Source organism: Plantactinospora solaniradicis (genome assembly GCF_042658085.1).
GTDB lineage: Bacteria > Actinomycetota > Actinomycetes > Mycobacteriales > Micromonosporaceae > Plantactinospora > Plantactinospora solaniradicis.
The window spans coordinates 70,406-87,703 of record NZ_JBHSPR010000054.1 but is presented as its reverse complement, the minus strand read 5'-3'; the positions used below and the strand labels follow the sequence as shown (position 1 = coordinate 87,703).

Below are 17,298 nucleotides of genomic sequence, written 5' to 3'. Positions count from 1 at the left end.
GGCCCGCACGTGCCGGCCGTCACGAGGTACGCGTCAGGCGTACCTCCAGGCCGATCCCGTCCAGGCTCACGGTGCACGTGGTGAAGTCGCTGGCCGCCGCGAGCTGGCGGAACCGCTCCGCCGAGAACGCTCGGCGTCGCAATGCCCGCAGGGCCAGCCTGGTCAACGCCGCGTCCCGCCGCGACAACCCCATCCGCGACACCTCGGCCCTGATGTCGGCCGTGCCGGCGTCCCTGCTCATGTCCTGGACCACGGCGACGCCGTCGGAGCGGAGGACGCGGTGCATCTCGTTGAGCGCCCTCACCGGTTCCCGGAAGTTCTTGAACGCGGCCTGACAGACGATCACGTCGAACGAGCCGTCCGGGAAGGGCAGCGCCGCGACGTCGCCGTGCCGGAAGTCGACGGTGACGCCCTCCCGGCGGGCGTAACCGGCGGCGATCTCGACGAACGAGTGGCTGATGTCCAGGCCGGTGATCCCGAAACCGCGCCGGGCCAGCTCGACGGCGAAGTAGCCGGGGCCCGGTGCGATCTCCAATATCTCCGCGCCCGGGGACAGCGAGTCGGTGAAGCTGGCGGCCTGCTTCCGATAGGCGTCCAGCTGGCTGGCCGAACCGCGGTTGTGGGTGTACCAGCGGGCCAACGCGCCTTCCATGCCGAGCATGGGAAGCCGCCTGGTGCGTACGGTGCTCATGGGTCTCCTCCTGATCGTCGCGGAGGGCCCGGCTATCCTTGATCTGCCGCTTGCCGCCGGGTCCGCCCGTGTGGTGAGTCGAGGTTCCGGGGCCGGTGTCGCCACACCGCCCCGGAACCGGTTTTCCTAGCCGAAGGCGACCTCCGGGGGTATCTCTCCGGTTTCGTGGAACCGGCGCCACAGGTCCTGCCCCGGCAACGTCCCCTCGCTGAGCTGGGCAAGCAGCTCACGCGTCCACTCCAGGTCCGCCTGGCGCATGGCGAGGTCGTATTCGGCCTCGATGAGGAACAGCGAGTGGACCTTCTCGCGATAGCCGTCCAACGCGGCACGGTCGTCGGCGAGATGCCGCTCCAGCACGGCCACGCGTTGGCGTAGCAGGTGGGTGGTCTCGTCGGGCCTGAGCACGCCCATCAGCGACAGCGCCGCCCGGAAGCGCGGCTGCTCGGGCTCCGGGACGGCGATGAGTTCACCGACCCAGTCCCGCAACTCGTCGCGACCCGCCGGGGTGATGCGGTAGACGGTCCGCTCGGGCCGTCCGCCCTGCCGCCCGCTCTCCACCACCTCGAGGAACCCGTGCTTCTCCAGATTCTGCACGACGGTGTAGAGCGTGCCCCATTTGATGGGCATGTCCCGGTCCTTGCCGCGCTCCCGCATCACCGTCGCCATCTCGTACGGGTGCATCGGCTCGACCACCACCGTGGCGAGCACGGCGAGGCCGAGCATGTTGCTGACCTTCCGCCGTTTCACCCCGGACCTCCCTTACTCGGATCCGAGTATACGGATGTGAATATGCCAACCACAAGGGACACGTTCCGGCGGACGCTTCCGCCACGCGGTGGCCCTCGTCAGGCATCCGAGGCTTTCGAGGACGCCCGGACCGGCGGGTACGGGCCGGTGTCGCGGGAGGGGGGAACACACATCGGGGCCGCCAGCGCGATGGCTGGCGACCCCGACGGGTGATACCCGGGCGCGTACGCCCCGGAGTGATTACTCGCCGTGCTCGGCCAGGTTGACGAGCGCGCTGGCGGTACGGAAGTACTGGCTCCGGCCGAGGTCGCCGATGGTCTTGATGCCGAGCGCCTCCTTGAGGTGCGTCGCGGCCCGCTCGCTGACACCGGCCAGCGCGGCGACCGGGGCGTCGACGAGTTCGGCCAGGCTCTTGTCCTGGTACTCCTTGTCGACCAGCTTGACGAGGTTGGCGGTAACCGGCACGAGTGCTCCCATTGAGTCGACGGTCCGGCACGGCGCCGGACCCGGCCAGCATTGTTCCATGTTGGACGGAACCGGCACCGCCGACCCACCCCATTGTCCTAGGACGCTGTACGGGTGGTGACCTGAGGAGAACGGCTAGGGCTGGCGGACGTTGCGGGTGAGTGCGGCGAGTTCGGCCTCGCGGTCGGCGCGGTCCCGTGGCCAGCCCGCCGCGTCCGGCCGGCGCTGCCAGGGCAGCGGGCCGGCGGGCCGGCGGTACTCGACACCGAGAGCGTCGAGCCGGCGCAGGTGCGCCGCCAGGCGCTGCCCGAAGTCGTCCTCCTGCCAGGGAGCCTGCGGCGGGGCTGGGGCCGGACGAGGATCCGGACCAGTAGGCAGGGCGGGGGCCGGGGCCGGGGCTGCGGGCGACCAGACCGCCTCGGCGAACGCGGACAGCCGGGGAAAGGCCAGGTAGTCGAGGCCGCGCGGACTGTCGGCATGCTCGGTCCAGAGGTTGCACTGCGCACCGATGATCCGGTCCCGCAACTCCGCCGGCAGCGCGGCGGGCACCGGTTCGAAGGCCCGGACGTCCGCCACGGTGAGCACCGTACCGACCGGGATCGGCTCGTCCGGACCGTCGGACTGCCGGTAGTCCAGGTAGGCGGCGGTGTCCCAGCAGGCCACCACGTCATGTCCGGCGCGGGCCGCCGCGACCGCCAATGCCGGACCGCGCCAGGCGGCGACCGTCGCGCCCGGCGGAAGTTGGCCCTCCAGGATCTCGTCCCAGCCGAACAGCACCCGACCGCTCGCGGCGAGATGCCGCTGGAACTGCCGGACGAACCAGCTCTGCAACTCGTCCTCGTCGCGCAACCCGAGTTCCCGCAGGCGCTCCTGGGCGGTCGGGCTGGCCCGCCACTCGTCCTTGACGCACTCGTCGCCGCCGATCCCGATGTGCCGGCTCGGAAACAGCTCCATCACCTCGTCCAGCACGTGCCGGAAGAACGCGATGGTCTCGTCGGAGAGGTTCAGCACCCGGCGGGAGACGCCCCAGCGGGTGCCGACCGCGACCGGCTCGCCGGGGTTGTTGCCCAGTTCCGGGTACGCGGCGATGGCGGCCTGGGTGTGACCGGGCAGGTCGATCTCGGGTACGACGGTGACGAACCGCTCCGCCGCGTACGCGACGATCTCCCGGATGTCGTCCTGGCTGTAGTAGCCGCCGTGCGGCCTGCCGTCGAACCGCTCGTGCTGTCGTGACCCGACCATCGACTCGGCACGCCACCCGCCGACCTCGGTCAGTCGGGGGTAGCGCCGGATCTGCATCCGCCAGCCCTGGTCGTCGGTGAGGTGCAGGTGCAGCACGTTCAGCTTGTGCGCGGCGAGCAGGTCGACGAGGCGCAGCACCCCGGCGACCGGCAGGAAGTGTCGGGCGACGTCGAGCATGCAGCCACGCCAGCCGAACCGGGGCGCGTCGGTGATCTCGACGCCCGGCACGGTCCACGGACCGGCCGTCACCGGCGCGCGGCGGTACACGGCCGGGGGCAGGAGTTGTCGCAGGGTCTGGGCACCGTAGAAGACACCGGCGGGCGAGCCTCCGGTGATGGCGATCCCGTCGGGACGTACCCGCAGGTGGTAGCCCTCGGCGGGCAGTGCCGGGTCGACGGCGAGCGTGATGCCGCCGGTCCCGTCGACCGCGCCGCCCCCGTGAGCGGCGCGATCGACGGGACCGGCGGGTCCGGGCAACGGCAGGCCGGTGGCGCCGGACAGCGTCGTCCGGAGCCAGTGCGCCACCCGGGCACAGGCCGGGTCCGCGCCGAGCGTCGTCGCCGCGTCGAGGGTGAAGGCGCCGGATCCGGTACGGGTGACGGCGACCGGGCGCGGCAGCATCATCCCTTCACCGCCCCGCCGAGGCCGGAGACCAGCCGGCGCCGGACGAAGATGAAGAAGACCAGTACCGGGATGGTCATCAGGGTCGACGCGGCCATGATCCCGCCCCAGTCGTTCTGGTCCGGTTTGAAGAACACCAGCAACGCGGCCGGCAGGGTCTGGTTCTCGGTGGCGCTGATGATGAAGGTCTTCGCGAACAGGAAGTCGTTCCACGCGATGATGAAGGAGAAGACGCTGGTCGCGGCCAGGCCGGGCGCGATCAGCGGGAACAGGATGCGCCACAGGATGGTGAACCGGGAGGCACCGTCCATGATGGCCGCCTCCTCCACCTCCTTCGGGACCGCCGCGACGAAGCCGCGCAGCATCCAGATCGCGAACGGCAGACTGAAGGCGAGCTGTACCAGGATCAGCGAGCCGAGGGTGTTCAGCCCGACGCCGGGTACCGTCCGGCCGAGATCGCGGATCTGGAAGAACAGCGGAATGCTCAGCGCCTCCACCGGCACCATCTGGGCGACCAGGAACAGCACCAGGATTGTGCTCCGGGTGCGGAAGCGGTAGCGGGTCAGCGCCACCGCGGCCAGGAACGAGATCAGCGCACTCAGCGCGACCACGGCCAGCGCGACGACCAGGCTGTTCAGGAGGTACCGGCCGAAGCCGCTGACCCCGAGCGCCGACCGGAAGTGGTCCAGGGTCGGATGCAGGGTCCACGGGCGGGGATCGGCGGACAGGATCTCGCCGGTCGGCTTCAGCGCCGACAGCACCATCCAGTAGATCGGAAACACCGTCACGGCCGCGACCGCGATCGCGACGGCATCGGCGATCCGGCGGCGGACCGTACTCACAGTGCCTCCCCGGTGCGGCGCAGTGCCCGTAGATAGAAGAGGGTGACCACGAGCAGGATCACCGTCATCACGATGCCGATCGCCGAGCCGAGCCCGTACTGGGCGGAGGCGAAGGCCTTCTGGTACGCGTACACGTTGAGCACCATGTTCTGGCCGGCGATGCCGCCGCCCCGGGTCATCACGTAGATCTGGGTGAACACCTTGAAGTCCCAGATGATCGACTGGATCACCACGATCGTGATGAGCGGGCGCAGCATCGGCGCGGTGACCCGGCGGAAGGTGGTGAAGGTGCTCGCCCCGTCCAGCGCCGCCGCCTCCAGCACCGATTCGGGTATGGCCTGGATGCCGGCGTACAGGGTGATCATCACGAACGGGAAGGAGTGCCAGACCACTACCGCGCCGACCAGCGCGAACGCCACGGTCCGGTCGTAGAGCCAGTTGTAGCCGTCCAGGCCCAGCACCTCGTTGACCAGGCCGAGGTTGCTGTCGAACAGGAACGTCCAGACGACCGAGCCGGTCATCGCCGGTGCGGCCCAGGCGGTCAGGGCGGCGAACGACAGCACCGTCCGGGCCACCCGGCCGATCCGGGTCATCAGCACCGCCAGCGCGGCGCCGAGGGCGAGCGTCACCACCACGCAGCCGGCGGCGAAGACCACCGTCTGGTTGAGCACGCTCCAGAACGCCGGATCGCCGAACAGGGTACGGAAGTTGCCCGTTCCCACGAACCGGGCCGGTTCACCGCCGCTGACCTGTGGCTGCCCGTACTCGAAGGTGGAGAGCAGGCCGAGTTGGTACAGCGGGTACGCGAACATCGGCACGAGAACGGCGAGCGCCGGCAGCAGCAGCCACAGGGGCGTCAGCCGCTGCCGGCGGATCGTAACGGACGACGGCACGTCGCTACTTCCCGAGTGCCGTACTGATCTGGGTGTTCGCCTCGGCCGCGGCGGCGTCGACGGTCGCCTTGCCGGTGATCACCTTTTGCAGCATGTTCGGCAGGATCTTCTCGGCGTCGATCGTGGTCCACGCCTTGTCGACCGGGACGAACTTCGTTCCGGCGTCCATCGTGTCGATGAACGGCTTCAGGAACGGCTCCTTGGCGATGACCTCGGCCCGGCCCGACTTCATCGCCGGCACGAAGCCCATCGCGTCGTACAGCTTCAGGGTGTACTTCTTGCTCGCCAGCAGGTGCATGAACTCGACGGCGAGGCTGCGGTGCGTGGTGGAGCGGAAGACGCCCAGGCTGCTGCCGCCGGCGAAGGCGGGCGCGATCGACCCGGGCTTGGCGCCGGGCAGCGGTACGACGCCGTACTTGCCCTTGACCGCGCCGGCCTCCACCGCCGAGCGGTTGAAGTTGCCCAGGATGCCCATTCCGGCCCGGCCGGCGGCGAACGCTTCGACGGTGCCGCCACCGGTCAGGTCGACGCACTGTTGTGCCGGGCAGATGTCGGCGCTGAACAGGTCGGTGTACGCCTTGATCCCGGCCTTGGCGGCGGGCGAGTCGATGGCCGCCGTGTACTTTCCGCCGGATCCGGTGGCGATGTCACCGCCGGCGTCCCAGACGAACGGCAGGGCGCCGAACGTGTAGAGCCCGCCGACCGCGATGCCGAGCATGTCCTTGCGCTCGGCCCGGATCTTCTTGGCCGTGGTGACGAGTTCGGCGTACGAGGTGGGTGGGGTCAGGCCGAGCTGGGTGAAGACGTCGGTGCGGTAGTAGAGCGCCCGTACCCCGATCCACCACGGCACGCCGTACGCCTTGTCGCCCACGGTCACCGTCTGCACCAGGTCGGCCGGCAGGTCGGCACCCTCGGACCAGGACCTGTTGTCCTCGGTGACGTCGGCCATTCCGTTCGAGGCGACGAAGCCGGCCAGGTCGGTGTTGCCGACCTCGGTCACGTCGGGCGCGCTCGCCGGGTCGTTGAGCGCACCCTTGTACTTCTCGGCCCGGGTGTCGGTGGCCAGGTAGCTGACGTCGACCTTGACGCCGGAGTGTGCGGCGGTGAACTCGGCGATCGCCTCGTTCACGACCGCCTCCTTGGCGGTGCGGTTGGCTTCGTCGAAGAGCCAGACCCGCAGCGTGCCGGTCTTGGCGTCGGTGCTGTCGGCGGGCTGGTCGGTGGATGGTGCGCAGGCACCGGCGCCCAGGGCGAGCGCGAGCAGCGCGGGAAGGGCCAGGAGTTTCCGCACGGGCTCTCTCCTCGAATAACGAGCTAGGTTCGTAATTAGGTCGATATGGATGCCTTACAGGCTGGGCTCCCCGCAGCGTCGCGTCAAGTCACAATTTCCCTGCTCAGAGCCCCTTTGCGGGCACGCCGGCAGACCGCCCGGCAAACGCCGGACGGCGGTTCGCCGACGGGGTCAGTCGCCCAGGTACAGCACTGCGTCGATCTCGATGTCGAAGCCCTTCAGGGCGACCGGCAGAGTGGTCCGGGCCGGCAGGTTCTCGGTGCCGAAGAACTCGACGTAGATCTCGTTCATCTGCGGGAAGTCGGCGAAGTCCCGCAGGTACACACCCACCCGGACGGCCTTGCCCAGGTCACCGCCGGCCGCCTCGGCCACCCTGGCCAGGTTGGTGAACGCGGCCCGCGCCTGTGCGGCGAAGTCGCCCCGGACCCACGTCCCGTCCGGCAGCACGGGACAGGCCCCGGCCAGGTACGCGTGGTCACCGGCGACCACCGCGTGCGAGTACGGCCCGCCGGGCGGGGCCGCCTGGTCGGCTACGACGATCTTCTTGGGCATGACTCAACCTCCGTGTCGGGGAAACTGTTCGGCGAGCCCGTCCGGGCCCACCAGGGGTGGGGTCAGTAGTTCGCGTACGGCGCGTTCCCGGCTGGCCAGGGCATGCCGCTGGGCATCGGTGAGCGGGATCCACGGCGGTACGGGCTGGGGCAGCCGGGGTGGCAGCGGTCGACCGGCCCGGTACGTCAGCTCGTTCACCAGCCGGGTCGGCGCGTGGCGGCGCTGGCCGTGCACGTCGACGTACTCGAACCGGCCGTCCTGCACGGCGAAGACCGCGATGTCGGCCGGTGCGCCCACGCCGAGCGTGCCGACGCCACCGGTCAGATTCAGCGCCCGCGCCGGTCCGACGGTCGCCGCGGCCACCACCTGCGGCAGGCTCATCCCGACGGCCAGCATCTTGGCCATCGTGGTCGGCAGGTCGAACGCCGGACCGTGCAGCGACCTGCTGTGCAGGTCGGTGGAGACGGCGTGCGGCGGCATGTCGGCCGCCAACTGCGCCTCGAGTACGTCGAAGGCGAACCCGCCGGAGCCGTGCCCGATGTCGAACAGCACGCCGGCTTGGTACGCCTCCTTCGCGGCCGGGTCGAATCCGTCCGGTCCGGCGGCGATGCCGCTGGCGCAGTGCGTGATGATGTCGCCGGGTCGCAGCAGCGGCAGCATCTGCGCGATCGTCGGCGGGGCGGCACCGATGTGCACCATCACCGGGAGTTCGCAGGCCTGCGCCGCCTCGACCGCCCGGCGCAGCGGGGTCAGGCCGTGCGTGCCGACGTTGTGCCGGTCCATCCGTACCTTGATCCCGACGATGGTGTCCCGGTGCGCCCGGACGGTCGCGACCGCGAGTTCGACGTCGCAGTTGGCCAGGTCCCGGGACTCGCCGACGGGTGCGATCAGCCCCACCGCGGAGATGTTCAGCAGTGCCGGCACCCGCACCGCGTAGCCGGCCGAGGCGGCGGCGAAGGCCGGGAACGAGTACGCACCGGCCGAGCCGGCGTCCACCCAGGTGGTCACGCCGGAGCGCCAGGCCACCGGATCGGGGTCGATGCCCCAGTAGGTCGCGCCCGGGTAGACGTGCGAGTGCAGGTCGACCAGGCCCGGGGTGACGAGCCGGCCGGTCACGTCGGTGACCTCGGCGGCGTCGTCGCGGGGCAGCCGTGGCGCCACCATGGCGATCCGGCCGTTCCGGACCGCGACGTCGTGCCGGCCGGTCCGGCCGCTGCCCGGATCGAGCAACTCGCCGCCGGTGAGCAGCAGATCCCAACCGGCTTCCCTGCCGCGCCCGGTCATCGGGCCTCGATCGCGGTGCCGATGCCCAGCCGGTAGAGGCGGGCGGGGCGACCCTTGCGGTGCAGTTGCGTGCTGCCCTCCACCTCGACCAGCCCGGCGTCGCTCAGCTTGCGGATCAGGCGCCGGCCGCTGGGGTCGGTGATGCCGAGTTGGGAGGCGAGGTCGCTGGGGGAGATGGCCCGGCCCTCCAGGGTCCGTTCGACGGCGGCCAGCCGGGACAGCGTCGCCGCGCTCAGTCCCACCTCACCGGCCAGTCGTTCCAGCTCGACGCCGTGCTCGCGATAGGTGAAGGCGACCGCGGAACCGGCCGGACTCATCGGGCCGATGATGACTCCGCTGTCCTCGATCAGGTACGCGCTGGGCGTCTCCTCCTGCTCGGCCCGGGTCGCCGCGCGTTCGGCCAGATGCAGGCAGCTCCGGGCGGACGCGCCGACGCCGAAGCCGGCGACGACCCGGATCCCGAGGGTCTCCTGCGCCTGGCCGAGCGCGGGCAGCGAGACCCAGCCGCTGGTCGCCTGCTCGAACAGCGCCTGGTGGGCGAAGACCACCACCCCACGCCGGCCCCGGTTCTCGATCCAGGCGTCGCCGAACTCCGGCGTGTTGAGGAGCAGGTTCATCAGGCCCACCCGGGCCCGGTCCAGGTCGAGCTGGGGGCTGGCCCGGTCGACCAGGAAGACGCCGGCGGCGAAGCGCAGCGCACTGGCCTGTTTGGACTGCACCCGCAGGGCCAGCTCGTGCAGTTGGGCGCGCAGCGTGGCGGGTCCCGGAAGACCGCCGAGCACTCCGGTGGTGCCCTGGAGCTGTGCCGCGACCGCGGTGCGCAGGCTGATCACGTACTCGGCGCCGGTCCGGGTCAGTGCCGAGTGGTGGAACGCCACGATCTCGGCCACGCTCTGTTCCGGGTCGTACGGCAGGCAGCTGATCTGTTTCGGGTCCAGCTCCAGGGCCTGGACGACCTCGTCGACCGTCCGCGCGTCGTACGTGTCGATGCTGACCGGGGTGGGCCGCCAGCCGCGCGCCAAGGCCTTGAACAGGGCCAGCGACAGGTCCAGTCCGGCCGAGCGCAGGATGGCGACGAGCAGGTCCGGGGGCAGCAGGTCCCGGCACTTGGCGTACGGGACGGGGCCGAGCAGCAGGCCGTCGACGTGCTGCCGGGCGAGCAGGCCGGCGACGAGCCGGCGCACGGCGTCCTCGTGCTCGTAGACGACCCACTCCAGGGTCACCCCGGCCAGGGTGCGCGCCGCGTCCTCGAACACGGCGCGGTGGCTGGCGTGGATGACCAGACCAATCACCATCGGCGCTCCAGGTTCGAAAGTAGTTCGTTTCCAGTGATGCGGACAGCCTGGGCCTTCGCGGCCGGATCCGTCAAGCGGTTGACGTGAAGTTCGTGATCAGGCAGGCTCGGCTGCCAACAGCGAGCCACATCCGAACATCTGCGGGAGAGCCGTGCTCCGCGATCAGCTCGACGCGCCTGCCCTCGACTGGCGGGCCAAGGGGTTCTGGCAGCCCGGTCCGGCGGTGTCGTCCGCCGACTTCGCCGCCGCCGGCCATCACCTGTTCGGTGGCGCCGTCAGCTGGCCGGTGCTGGTGGCCCGGTCCGCCGCCATCACGCACAACATCGACACGATGGCCGCGTTCTGCGCCCGGCACGGCTTCTCGTTCGCCCCGCACGGCAAGACCACCATGGCACCGGCGCTGTTCACCGCGCAGCTCGCGGCCGGGGCCTGGGCGGTCACCGTGGCCACCGCCAACCAACTGCTCGCCTGCCGTGCCCTCGGCGTGCCCCGGGTGCTGCTGGCCAACCAGCTCCTCGACCCGGTGCCGCTGCGGTGGCTGGCCGGCGAACTCGACCACGGGTTCGAGGCACTGTTCTACGTGGACTCGGTCGCCGGGGTCGAGGCGATCGGCGCCGCCCTCGCCGACCAGCCGGGCACGAGGCCGGTACGCGTACTCGCCGAACTCGGGCATCCGGGCGGGCGGACCGGTTGCCGTACCGTCGACGAACTGGTCGAGGTCGCCGAGGCGGTCGCCGCCACCGCCCGGGTACGGCTGGACGGCGTCAGCGGGTACGAGGGTGGCCTGCCCGACTCCGCGGCGGTCACCGCGTACCTGGGGCGGATCCGGGAGGCGACGGTCCGGCTGGCCGACCGGGGTCTGCTGGCGGCGGAGGTGGTCGTCAGTGCCGGCGGCAGCGCCTGGTTCGACATCGTGGCCGACCAGCTCGGCGGTGCCTGGCTACCCGGTCACGACCTGCGGGTGGTGCTGCGCAGCGGCGCGTACATCACCCACGACCACGGCTACTACGCCGAGCACACCCCGTTTCGGCGGGTGCGGAACGAGGGCTCGCTGGAGCAGGCGCTGGAGATCTGGGCACAGGTCACCTCCACCCCGGAACCGGGGCTGGCGATCGTCGGGATGGGCAAGCGGGACGCCCCGTACGACGAGGGCCTGCCGGTCCCGCTGCGGATCCGCCGGGCCTCCGGCGCGGTCGAGGGTGCCGACGGGTTGAGCGTGACCCGGCTCAACGACCAGCACGCGTATCTCCGGGTGCCGCCGGAGGTCGAGGTCCGCCCCGGTGACCTGCTCTGCTTCGGCATCTCCCACCCGTGTACCGCCTTCGACAAGTGGCGGACCATTCCGATGGTCGACGACGGCTACACGATCGTGGACGTCCTGCACACCTACTTCTGAGCGGCCGTCGGGTCAGGAGCGGTCGGGGACGGCCAGGAATTCGAGCAGCGCCTCGGCCAGTTGCGCCGGCGCCTCCTCGGCCATGTGGTGGCCGGAGTCGATCTCGACGGTGTCCACCTCGTCGGCCCAGTCGCGCCAGATGGCGGCCGGATCGCCGTACAGCTCGACCATGTCGTCCCGGGCCGCCCAGCCGAACAGGACCGGGCAGCGGATCCGGCGGCCGGCGGCCCGGTCGGCGTCGTCGGCGGCGCGGTCCACGCCCAGCCCGGCGCGGTAGTCCTCGCACATCGCGTGCACGGTCTCCGGATCGTGGATGGCCGCCCGGTAGTCCTGGTACGCCTGGTCGCCCATCTGCTCGGCGGTGCCCCGGTACCAGGCGTCCGGATCGGCGTTGATGACCCGCTCGGCGGGCTTGGCGGTCTGGCCGAGGAAGAACCAGTGCCACCAGGCGCTGGCGAACCTGGCGTCGGCCCGGGCCAGCGCCTCGCCGATGGGTACCCCGTCGAGCACCACGAGCCGGGTCACCGCCGCCGGATGGTCCAGCGCCATCCGCTGGGCGACGTACGAGCCCCGGTCGTGCCCGACCACGGCGAACCGCTCGTGCCCGAGGGCGCGCATCAGGGCCACGCCGTCCCGGGCCATCGCCCGCTTGGAGTACGTGGAGTGGTCGGCGACGGTCGGCGGTTTCGTCGACTGCCCGTACCCGCGCAGGTCGGGGCAGACCACCACGTGCCGGTGGGCGAGCAGTGGCGCGACCCGGTGCCAGGTGACGTGGGTACGCGGGTGACCGTGCAGCAGCAGCACCGGGGGACCGCTGCCGCCGTGCCGTACCCGCAGTTCCACGTCGCCGACGTCGATCCGGTCCAGAGTGAATCCGTCGAACATGATCCGTGCCTTCCCCGGCCCTGCCGGAGGCGAAACCCGGGGGTGAGCGGCGGTGGGTGGCCGCCGACGATCCAGAGTGTCGGAATCGCGGGCAACTTTCCGTGGGTTGCGGCCAACTTTTGCATACGCACACCAAAGTTGCCGTACTTCTCTCTTTTCTTCTCGGGACGCAGCCTCTAGCGTGTGTCTATCCGTAACAGAGACGAACGCTGATCGTCATATCCCGTTGGGGTACCGGCCCGACGGAGCTTACGAAGGCGTCCCGGCCGCCACAGCCGGAACGCCCCTCCCCGCGCGCCGCGGGTGGCACGCCGGCGCGCCCGTCAGGTTGTTTCGCGCCCTCGAAGGACAGTCCGGCAACGCGATGGCGGCGTTGGCGGTCCGCCGCGCGCACCGAGGGCAGGTCTTGAATCGATCCAAACATCGGGCGGGCCTCCGCCGCCCGGAATCGGGGCGGCCACGGCCGCCCGGAAAGGCGCGGGACATGACCAGGACAGACCAGCCGATGGATCCAGCGGCCCGGCGACAACTCACCCGGCGGAGCATCCTCGCCGCCTCGGCGGGTGCGGCAGCCGCGCTCAGCGCGGTCGGCGCCAACGTGGTGCAGACCGGGAAGCCGGCGACCGCACACGGCCAGCTCAGGGCCGAGCCGCTGATCCCGTCCCGGAACCGCGGGATCATTCTCTACAGTGTCCGGGACCGCATCTCCGCCGCTCCGGACGACAGCGGCGTCCCGTACGGCTTCGAGCGGGTGCTCGCCCGGATCGCCGAACTCGGCTATAAGGAGGTCGAGTTCGCCGGCTACACCCAGAACACCGCGATCCTGGGCCGGCAGATCACCCCGGCGGAGATCCGGAAGATCCTGGACGACAACGGGCTGGTGGCCAACGGCACCCACGCCTCGATCAACCCGGAGACCTTCGAGCAGCAGATGGACATCGCCGAGACGCTCGGGATGAAGAACATCGGCACCGGCAGCGACCCGACGAACTCCTCGTACACCTCGGACTGGGACGCGGCGGCGGACGTCTGGAACGAGCTCGGCCGGCAGGCCCGGCGGCGTGGGCTGCGGCTCTACACCCACAACCACGACGCGGCCTACTCCTTCCTGCTCGACGCGGGACCGCTGGACGCCACCGGCAAGCCGACCCGCTCCTCGGGTACCCGCCGGCTGGAGTACTTCTTCCGGAAGACCGACCCGAGGTACGTCTTCTTCGAGCTCGACATCTACTGGGCCTACGTCGCCCGGTTCAAGCACCAGAAGTACGTCGACCGGTACGGCCGCGAGAAGACCGACCTGTTCGACCCGGTCCTCAACGTGGTGTCACAGAGCAAGCGCTTCCCGCTGTTCCACGCCAAGGACGGCAACCGGAACAGCGCGCTGGCCAACGGCTACGAGATGACGCCGCTGGGCGAGGGTGACATCAACTTCCAGCAGTTCTTCCAGACCATCGGCGACGCCGACTTCCGGCACGCCAACTGGGAGCAGGACTCCGCGCCGGGCGGCGCCGCCAACCCCGGCCAGTCGCTGGACTTCGCCGCGCTCAGCTACACCAACATGTCGGAGCTGACCATCTACCGTCGCTGACCCGTCCGGGCGGGGCGCGACGGCGCACCTCGCCCCCGCCCGGCACCACCTCCCGCGAACCACCGACCGCACCCCCCGGGCATCCCCGGCGGACGTGGCACCGCGCCGGGGCACGAGCGTGTTCCTGCCCGCACGACCGTGTGCCAAGACGGAGGAAACATGCACTCGATCCTGCGCCGCTGGCTGACCGTGCTAGCGGCAACCGCGACGATCATTCCCCTGACCACCGCCGTACCGGCCGCCGCCGTACCCGATCCCGGCCCGGCTCCCGGTTCGGGCGAGACCCTCGTCGCCCGGGAGAACGGCCCGGCCACGCTCCGGTCCGACGCCCGGGCGCCCCGCGACTACGGCGTCCTGGTCTTCACCAAGACGGCCGGCGCCCGGCGGGCCTCCATCCAGGACGGCGTACGGGCGATCCGCGACCTCGGCCGGGAGAACGGCTTCACCGTCACCGTCACCCAGGACGCGGGCGCGTTCACCGAGCCGAACCTGGCCCGCTACCGTACGGTGATCTTCCTCAACACCACCGGGAACATCCTCAACGCCGCCCAGGAGACCGCGTTCGAGCGGTACGTCAAGGCCGGCGGCGGGTACGCCGGAGTGCACGCGGCGGCCGAGACCGAGCCGGACTGGCCGTTCTACCAGAGCCTGCTCGGCGCGAAGGCGACCGGCGCGTCCCCGGTCGAGCCGGGCAACATCGACGTCGCCGACCGCGCGCACCCGTCGACCGAGACCGTGCCGCGCACCCTGACCCTGACCGAGGAGTGGTACAACTTCTCCGCCAACGTGCGGGGCAACGCGCACGTGCTGGCCACCGCCGACGAGCGGAGCTTCGCCGGTGGCGGCATGGGCTTCGACCACCCGATCGCCTGGTGCAAGGACTACCAGGGCGGACGCTCGTGGTACACCGGGCTCGGCCACTCCGTCGAAACCTATCGGTCCGGTGCCTTCACCAAGCACCTGCTCGGTGGCATCCAGTGGGCCGCCGGTGTGATCGAGGGCGACTGCGGCGCGACCGTGACCGGCAACTACGAGAAGGTCACCCTCAACGACGAGCCCGGTGAGCCGATGTCGCTGGCGGTGCTGCCGGACGGCCGGGTACTGCACAACACCCGTAACGGCCAGATCCGGCTCTACGACCCCGCCACCGGGGCCAGCCCGGTGATCGCGACCATCCCGGTCTACAGCCACGACGAGGACGGCCTGCAGACCGTGGCGATCGACCCCGACTTCGCCACCAACAACTGGGTCTACCTCTTCTACTCGCCGCCGCTGAACACCCCGGTCGACAACCCGGCGACGCCCGGCGTCAACGAGGGTGACGCCCCGGCCACCAGCACCGACCCCACGGTCTGGGACAAGTTCAAGGGCTACAACCAGCTCTCCCGGGTGAAGATGGTGCAGGGCGCGACGCCGCACCTGGACATGAGCACCGAGCAGCAGATCCTGCGGGTGGACGTCGACCGGGGCATCTGCTGCCACGTCGCCGGCAAGGTGAAGTTCGACGCCAAGGGGTTGCTCTACCTGATCACCGGTGACGACACGAACGCGGGCGGCTCGGACGGCTTCGTCCCGATCAACGAGTCGCCGACCCAGGGACCGGGGTACGACGCCCAGCGTTCCGCCGGCAACACCAACGACCTGCGGGGCAAGCTGCTGCGGATCAAGGTGAAGCCGAACGGGACGTACACGATCCCGGCCGGGAACCTCTTCCCGGAGGCACAGGACCACGAGAACAAGACCCGTCCGGAGATCTTCCTGATGGGGCTGCGCAACCCGTTCCGGTACGACGTCGACGCCTCCGGCCGGGTCTACGTCGGGGACTACTCCCCGGACAGCCGTACGTCGAGCCCGACCCGTGGGCCGGAGGGCACCGGGCGCTGGTTCTCGACCAACAAGGCCGGCAACTACGGCTGGCCGTACTGCTACTCGCCCGCGTTGCCGTACATCGACTACGACTTCGCCACTAGGACGTCCGGTGAACCGTTCAACTGCGGTGCCCCCGTCAACGACTCGCCCCGGAACACCGGCCTGACGGTGCTGCCGGCGGTGCAGCAGCCGCAGTTCTGGTACACCTACGAGGCCCGTACCCCGTGCCCCGGCGCCTACCTGGAGACGCCGCCGACCAGCTGCGACTTCAAGTGGCCGGTGATCGGTACCGGTGGGGTCGGACCGCACGGCGGCCCGATCTACTCGTACGACCCGGCGTCGACCTCGGAGACGAAGTTCCCCGAGTACTACCACGACGCCGTGGTGTTCGGGGAGTTCACCCGGGACAAGATCTTCATGATGCGGACCAACGGCAAGGGTGACCTGGTCGGGGTCGAGCAACTGCTGCCCGGGTTCGTCTTCGACAACCCGATGGAGATGGAGTTCGGCCCGGACGGCAGCCTCTACCTGCTGGAGTACGGCGACGGCTTCTTCACCGCCAACCCGGACGCGCAGCTCTCGGTGATCCGCTACGTCAAGGGCAAGCGGTCGCCGGTGGCGGTGCTGAACGCCAGCCCGACCTCCGGGCAGGCGCCGCTGACGGTCAACTTCTCGGCCGTCGGCTCCTACGACCCGGACCCGGGCGAGTCCATCTCGTACGCCTGGGACTTCACCAGCGACGGTACGGTCGACTCGGCCGACCCGAGCACGTCGCACACGTACACCGCGAACGGGACGTACACGGCACGGTTGACGGTCACCGACTCCAGCGGCAATACGGGGGTGCTGACCCGGGTCATCACGGTCGGCAACACCGCGCCGACGGTGACGGTGACCAGCCCGGTCGCGGGTTCCTTCTTCAACTGGGGTGACCAGATCCCGTACACGGTGACGGTCACCGACCCGGAGGACGGCACCATCGACTGCTCCCGGGTGACGGTCAGCTTCGTACTCGGGCACGACACCCACGGCCACGAGCACGGCTCGACCACCGGCTGCACCGGGACGTTGCAGTCCCCGGCCGACGGTGCCGACCACGCCGGCGGCTACCTGTACGGCGGGATCAGCGCCTCGTACACCGATCTCGGCGGTGGCGGGCAGCCGGCGCTGACCACGGTGAACCAGGTCGTCGTGCAGACGCCCCGGCAGCAGGCCGAGTTCGCCCAGGTGCGGCAGAACGTGACGGTCGCCAACACCAGCGACGCCGGTGGCGGCCAGCACGTCAACGGGATCGACGCGGGTGACCACATCGCGTTCGATCCGATCAACCTGGGTGACGCCAGCGCGATCACGTTCCGGGTCTCCGGCGGCTCGGCCGCGACCGCGGGCACCCCGAGGGCAACGGTCGAGCTGCGGCTCGACTCCCCGACCGGTGCACTGGTCGGCACCGCCACGCTGAACGCCACGACCGGCAACAACGACTGGTCCAGCCAGAGCCTGCCGGTCGACCAGCCGGCCGGCGGCCACCGGCTCTACCTGGTCTTCCAGCCGGTGACCGGTGGTCCGACCACCGGGCTGGTCAACCTCAACTGGGTGGAGTTCACCGCGAAGTAGAACGGTTAACAAGGGCCCCCGCT

14 protein-coding genes are annotated in these 17,298 nt (G+C 70.5%); 3 read left to right on the top strand and 11 right to left on the bottom strand.

All coding sequences use genetic code 11. The features are described 5' to 3' along the window. Positions 1-19: 19 nt before the first annotated feature. The 10 genes from ACFP2T_RS38190 to ACFP2T_RS38145 all read right to left on the bottom strand — a co-directional run bounded on the left by ACFP2T_RS38190 (position 20) and on the right by ACFP2T_RS38145 (position 9,923). On the bottom strand, positions 20-691 hold the full coding sequence (locus ACFP2T_RS38190) for a class I SAM-dependent methyltransferase (protein WP_377430938.1): 672 nt from the start codon (positions 689-691) through the stop codon (positions 20-22). A 126-nt stretch (positions 692-817) separates the two neighbouring features. Further along, positions 818-1,438 carry a helix-turn-helix transcriptional regulator gene (locus tag ACFP2T_RS38185; RefSeq protein WP_377430936.1) on the bottom strand — a complete coding sequence of 207 codons (621 nt, stop codon included), beginning with the start codon at positions 1,436-1,438 and terminating at the stop codon, positions 818-820. Between the two features lie 240 nt (positions 1,439-1,678). Next, positions 1,679-1,903 carry a hypothetical protein gene (locus ACFP2T_RS38180; RefSeq protein WP_377431257.1) on the bottom strand — a complete coding sequence of 75 codons (225 nt, stop codon included), beginning with the start codon at positions 1,901-1,903 and terminating at the stop codon, positions 1,679-1,681. A 135-nt stretch (positions 1,904-2,038) separates the two neighbouring features. After that, complete coding sequence (locus ACFP2T_RS38175) at positions 2,039-3,769, bottom strand: beta-N-acetylhexosaminidase (protein ID WP_377430934.1); 1,731 nt, start codon at positions 3,767-3,769, stop codon at positions 2,039-2,041. Next, the gene (locus ACFP2T_RS38170; protein ID WP_377430932.1) at positions 3,766-4,608 is read right to left on the bottom strand and encodes a carbohydrate ABC transporter permease; all 843 of its coding nucleotides are present in this window, start codon (positions 4,606-4,608) and stop codon (positions 3,766-3,768) included. The genes ACFP2T_RS38175 and ACFP2T_RS38170 overlap by 4 nt, the downstream gene beginning before the upstream one ends. Beyond that, entirely contained in the window at positions 4,605-5,501 is an 897-nt protein-coding gene (locus tag ACFP2T_RS38165; protein WP_377430929.1) for a carbohydrate ABC transporter permease, read from the bottom strand. The genes ACFP2T_RS38170 and ACFP2T_RS38165 overlap by 4 nt, the downstream gene beginning before the upstream one ends. A gap of 4 nt (positions 5,502-5,505) precedes the next feature. Next, positions 5,506-6,792 (bottom strand): extracellular solute-binding protein, encoded by a 1,287-nt coding sequence (locus tag ACFP2T_RS38160; protein WP_377430928.1) that lies wholly within the window; start codon positions 6,790-6,792, stop codon positions 5,506-5,508. Between the two features lie 171 nt (positions 6,793-6,963). Beyond that, positions 6,964-7,344, bottom strand: a complete 381-nt coding sequence (locus tag ACFP2T_RS38155) for a RidA family protein (RefSeq protein WP_377430925.1) — start codon at positions 7,342-7,344, stop codon at positions 6,964-6,966. A gap of 3 nt (positions 7,345-7,347) precedes the next feature. After that, entirely contained in the window at positions 7,348-8,628 is a 1,281-nt protein-coding gene (locus ACFP2T_RS38150; RefSeq protein ID WP_377430923.1) for an amidohydrolase/deacetylase family metallohydrolase, read from the bottom strand. Continuing rightward, positions 8,625-9,923: a helix-turn-helix domain-containing protein gene (locus ACFP2T_RS38145; RefSeq protein WP_377430921.1), complete on the bottom strand. Its 1,299-nt coding sequence runs from the start codon at positions 9,921-9,923 to the stop codon at positions 8,625-8,627. The genes ACFP2T_RS38150 and ACFP2T_RS38145 overlap by 4 nt, the downstream gene beginning before the upstream one ends. 151 nt (positions 9,924-10,074) lie before the next feature. On the opposite strand from ACFP2T_RS38145, the gene ACFP2T_RS38140 reads away from it, so the two are divergent. Beyond that, positions 10,075-11,319: a type III PLP-dependent enzyme domain-containing protein gene (locus tag ACFP2T_RS38140; protein ID WP_377430918.1), complete on the top strand. Its 1,245-nt coding sequence runs from the start codon at positions 10,075-10,077 to the stop codon at positions 11,317-11,319. A gap of 12 nt (positions 11,320-11,331) precedes the next feature. On the opposite strand, the gene ACFP2T_RS38135 is transcribed toward ACFP2T_RS38140, so the two are convergent. After that, the gene (locus ACFP2T_RS38135) at positions 11,332-12,204 is read right to left on the bottom strand and encodes an alpha/beta fold hydrolase (RefSeq protein ID WP_377430916.1); all 873 of its coding nucleotides are present in this window, start codon (positions 12,202-12,204) and stop codon (positions 11,332-11,334) included. 484 nt (positions 12,205-12,688) lie between these two features. On the opposite strand from ACFP2T_RS38135, the gene ACFP2T_RS38130 reads away from it, so the two are divergent. Further along, the gene (locus ACFP2T_RS38130; RefSeq protein ID WP_377430914.1) at positions 12,689-13,792 is read left to right on the top strand and encodes a sugar phosphate isomerase/epimerase family protein; all 1,104 of its coding nucleotides are present in this window, start codon (positions 12,689-12,691) and stop codon (positions 13,790-13,792) included. Positions 13,793-13,951: 159 nt separating this feature from the next. Next, entirely contained in the window at positions 13,952-17,275 is a 3,324-nt protein-coding gene (locus tag ACFP2T_RS38125; RefSeq protein ID WP_377430912.1) for a ThuA domain-containing protein, read from the top strand. Positions 17,276-17,298: the final 23 nt, after the last annotated feature.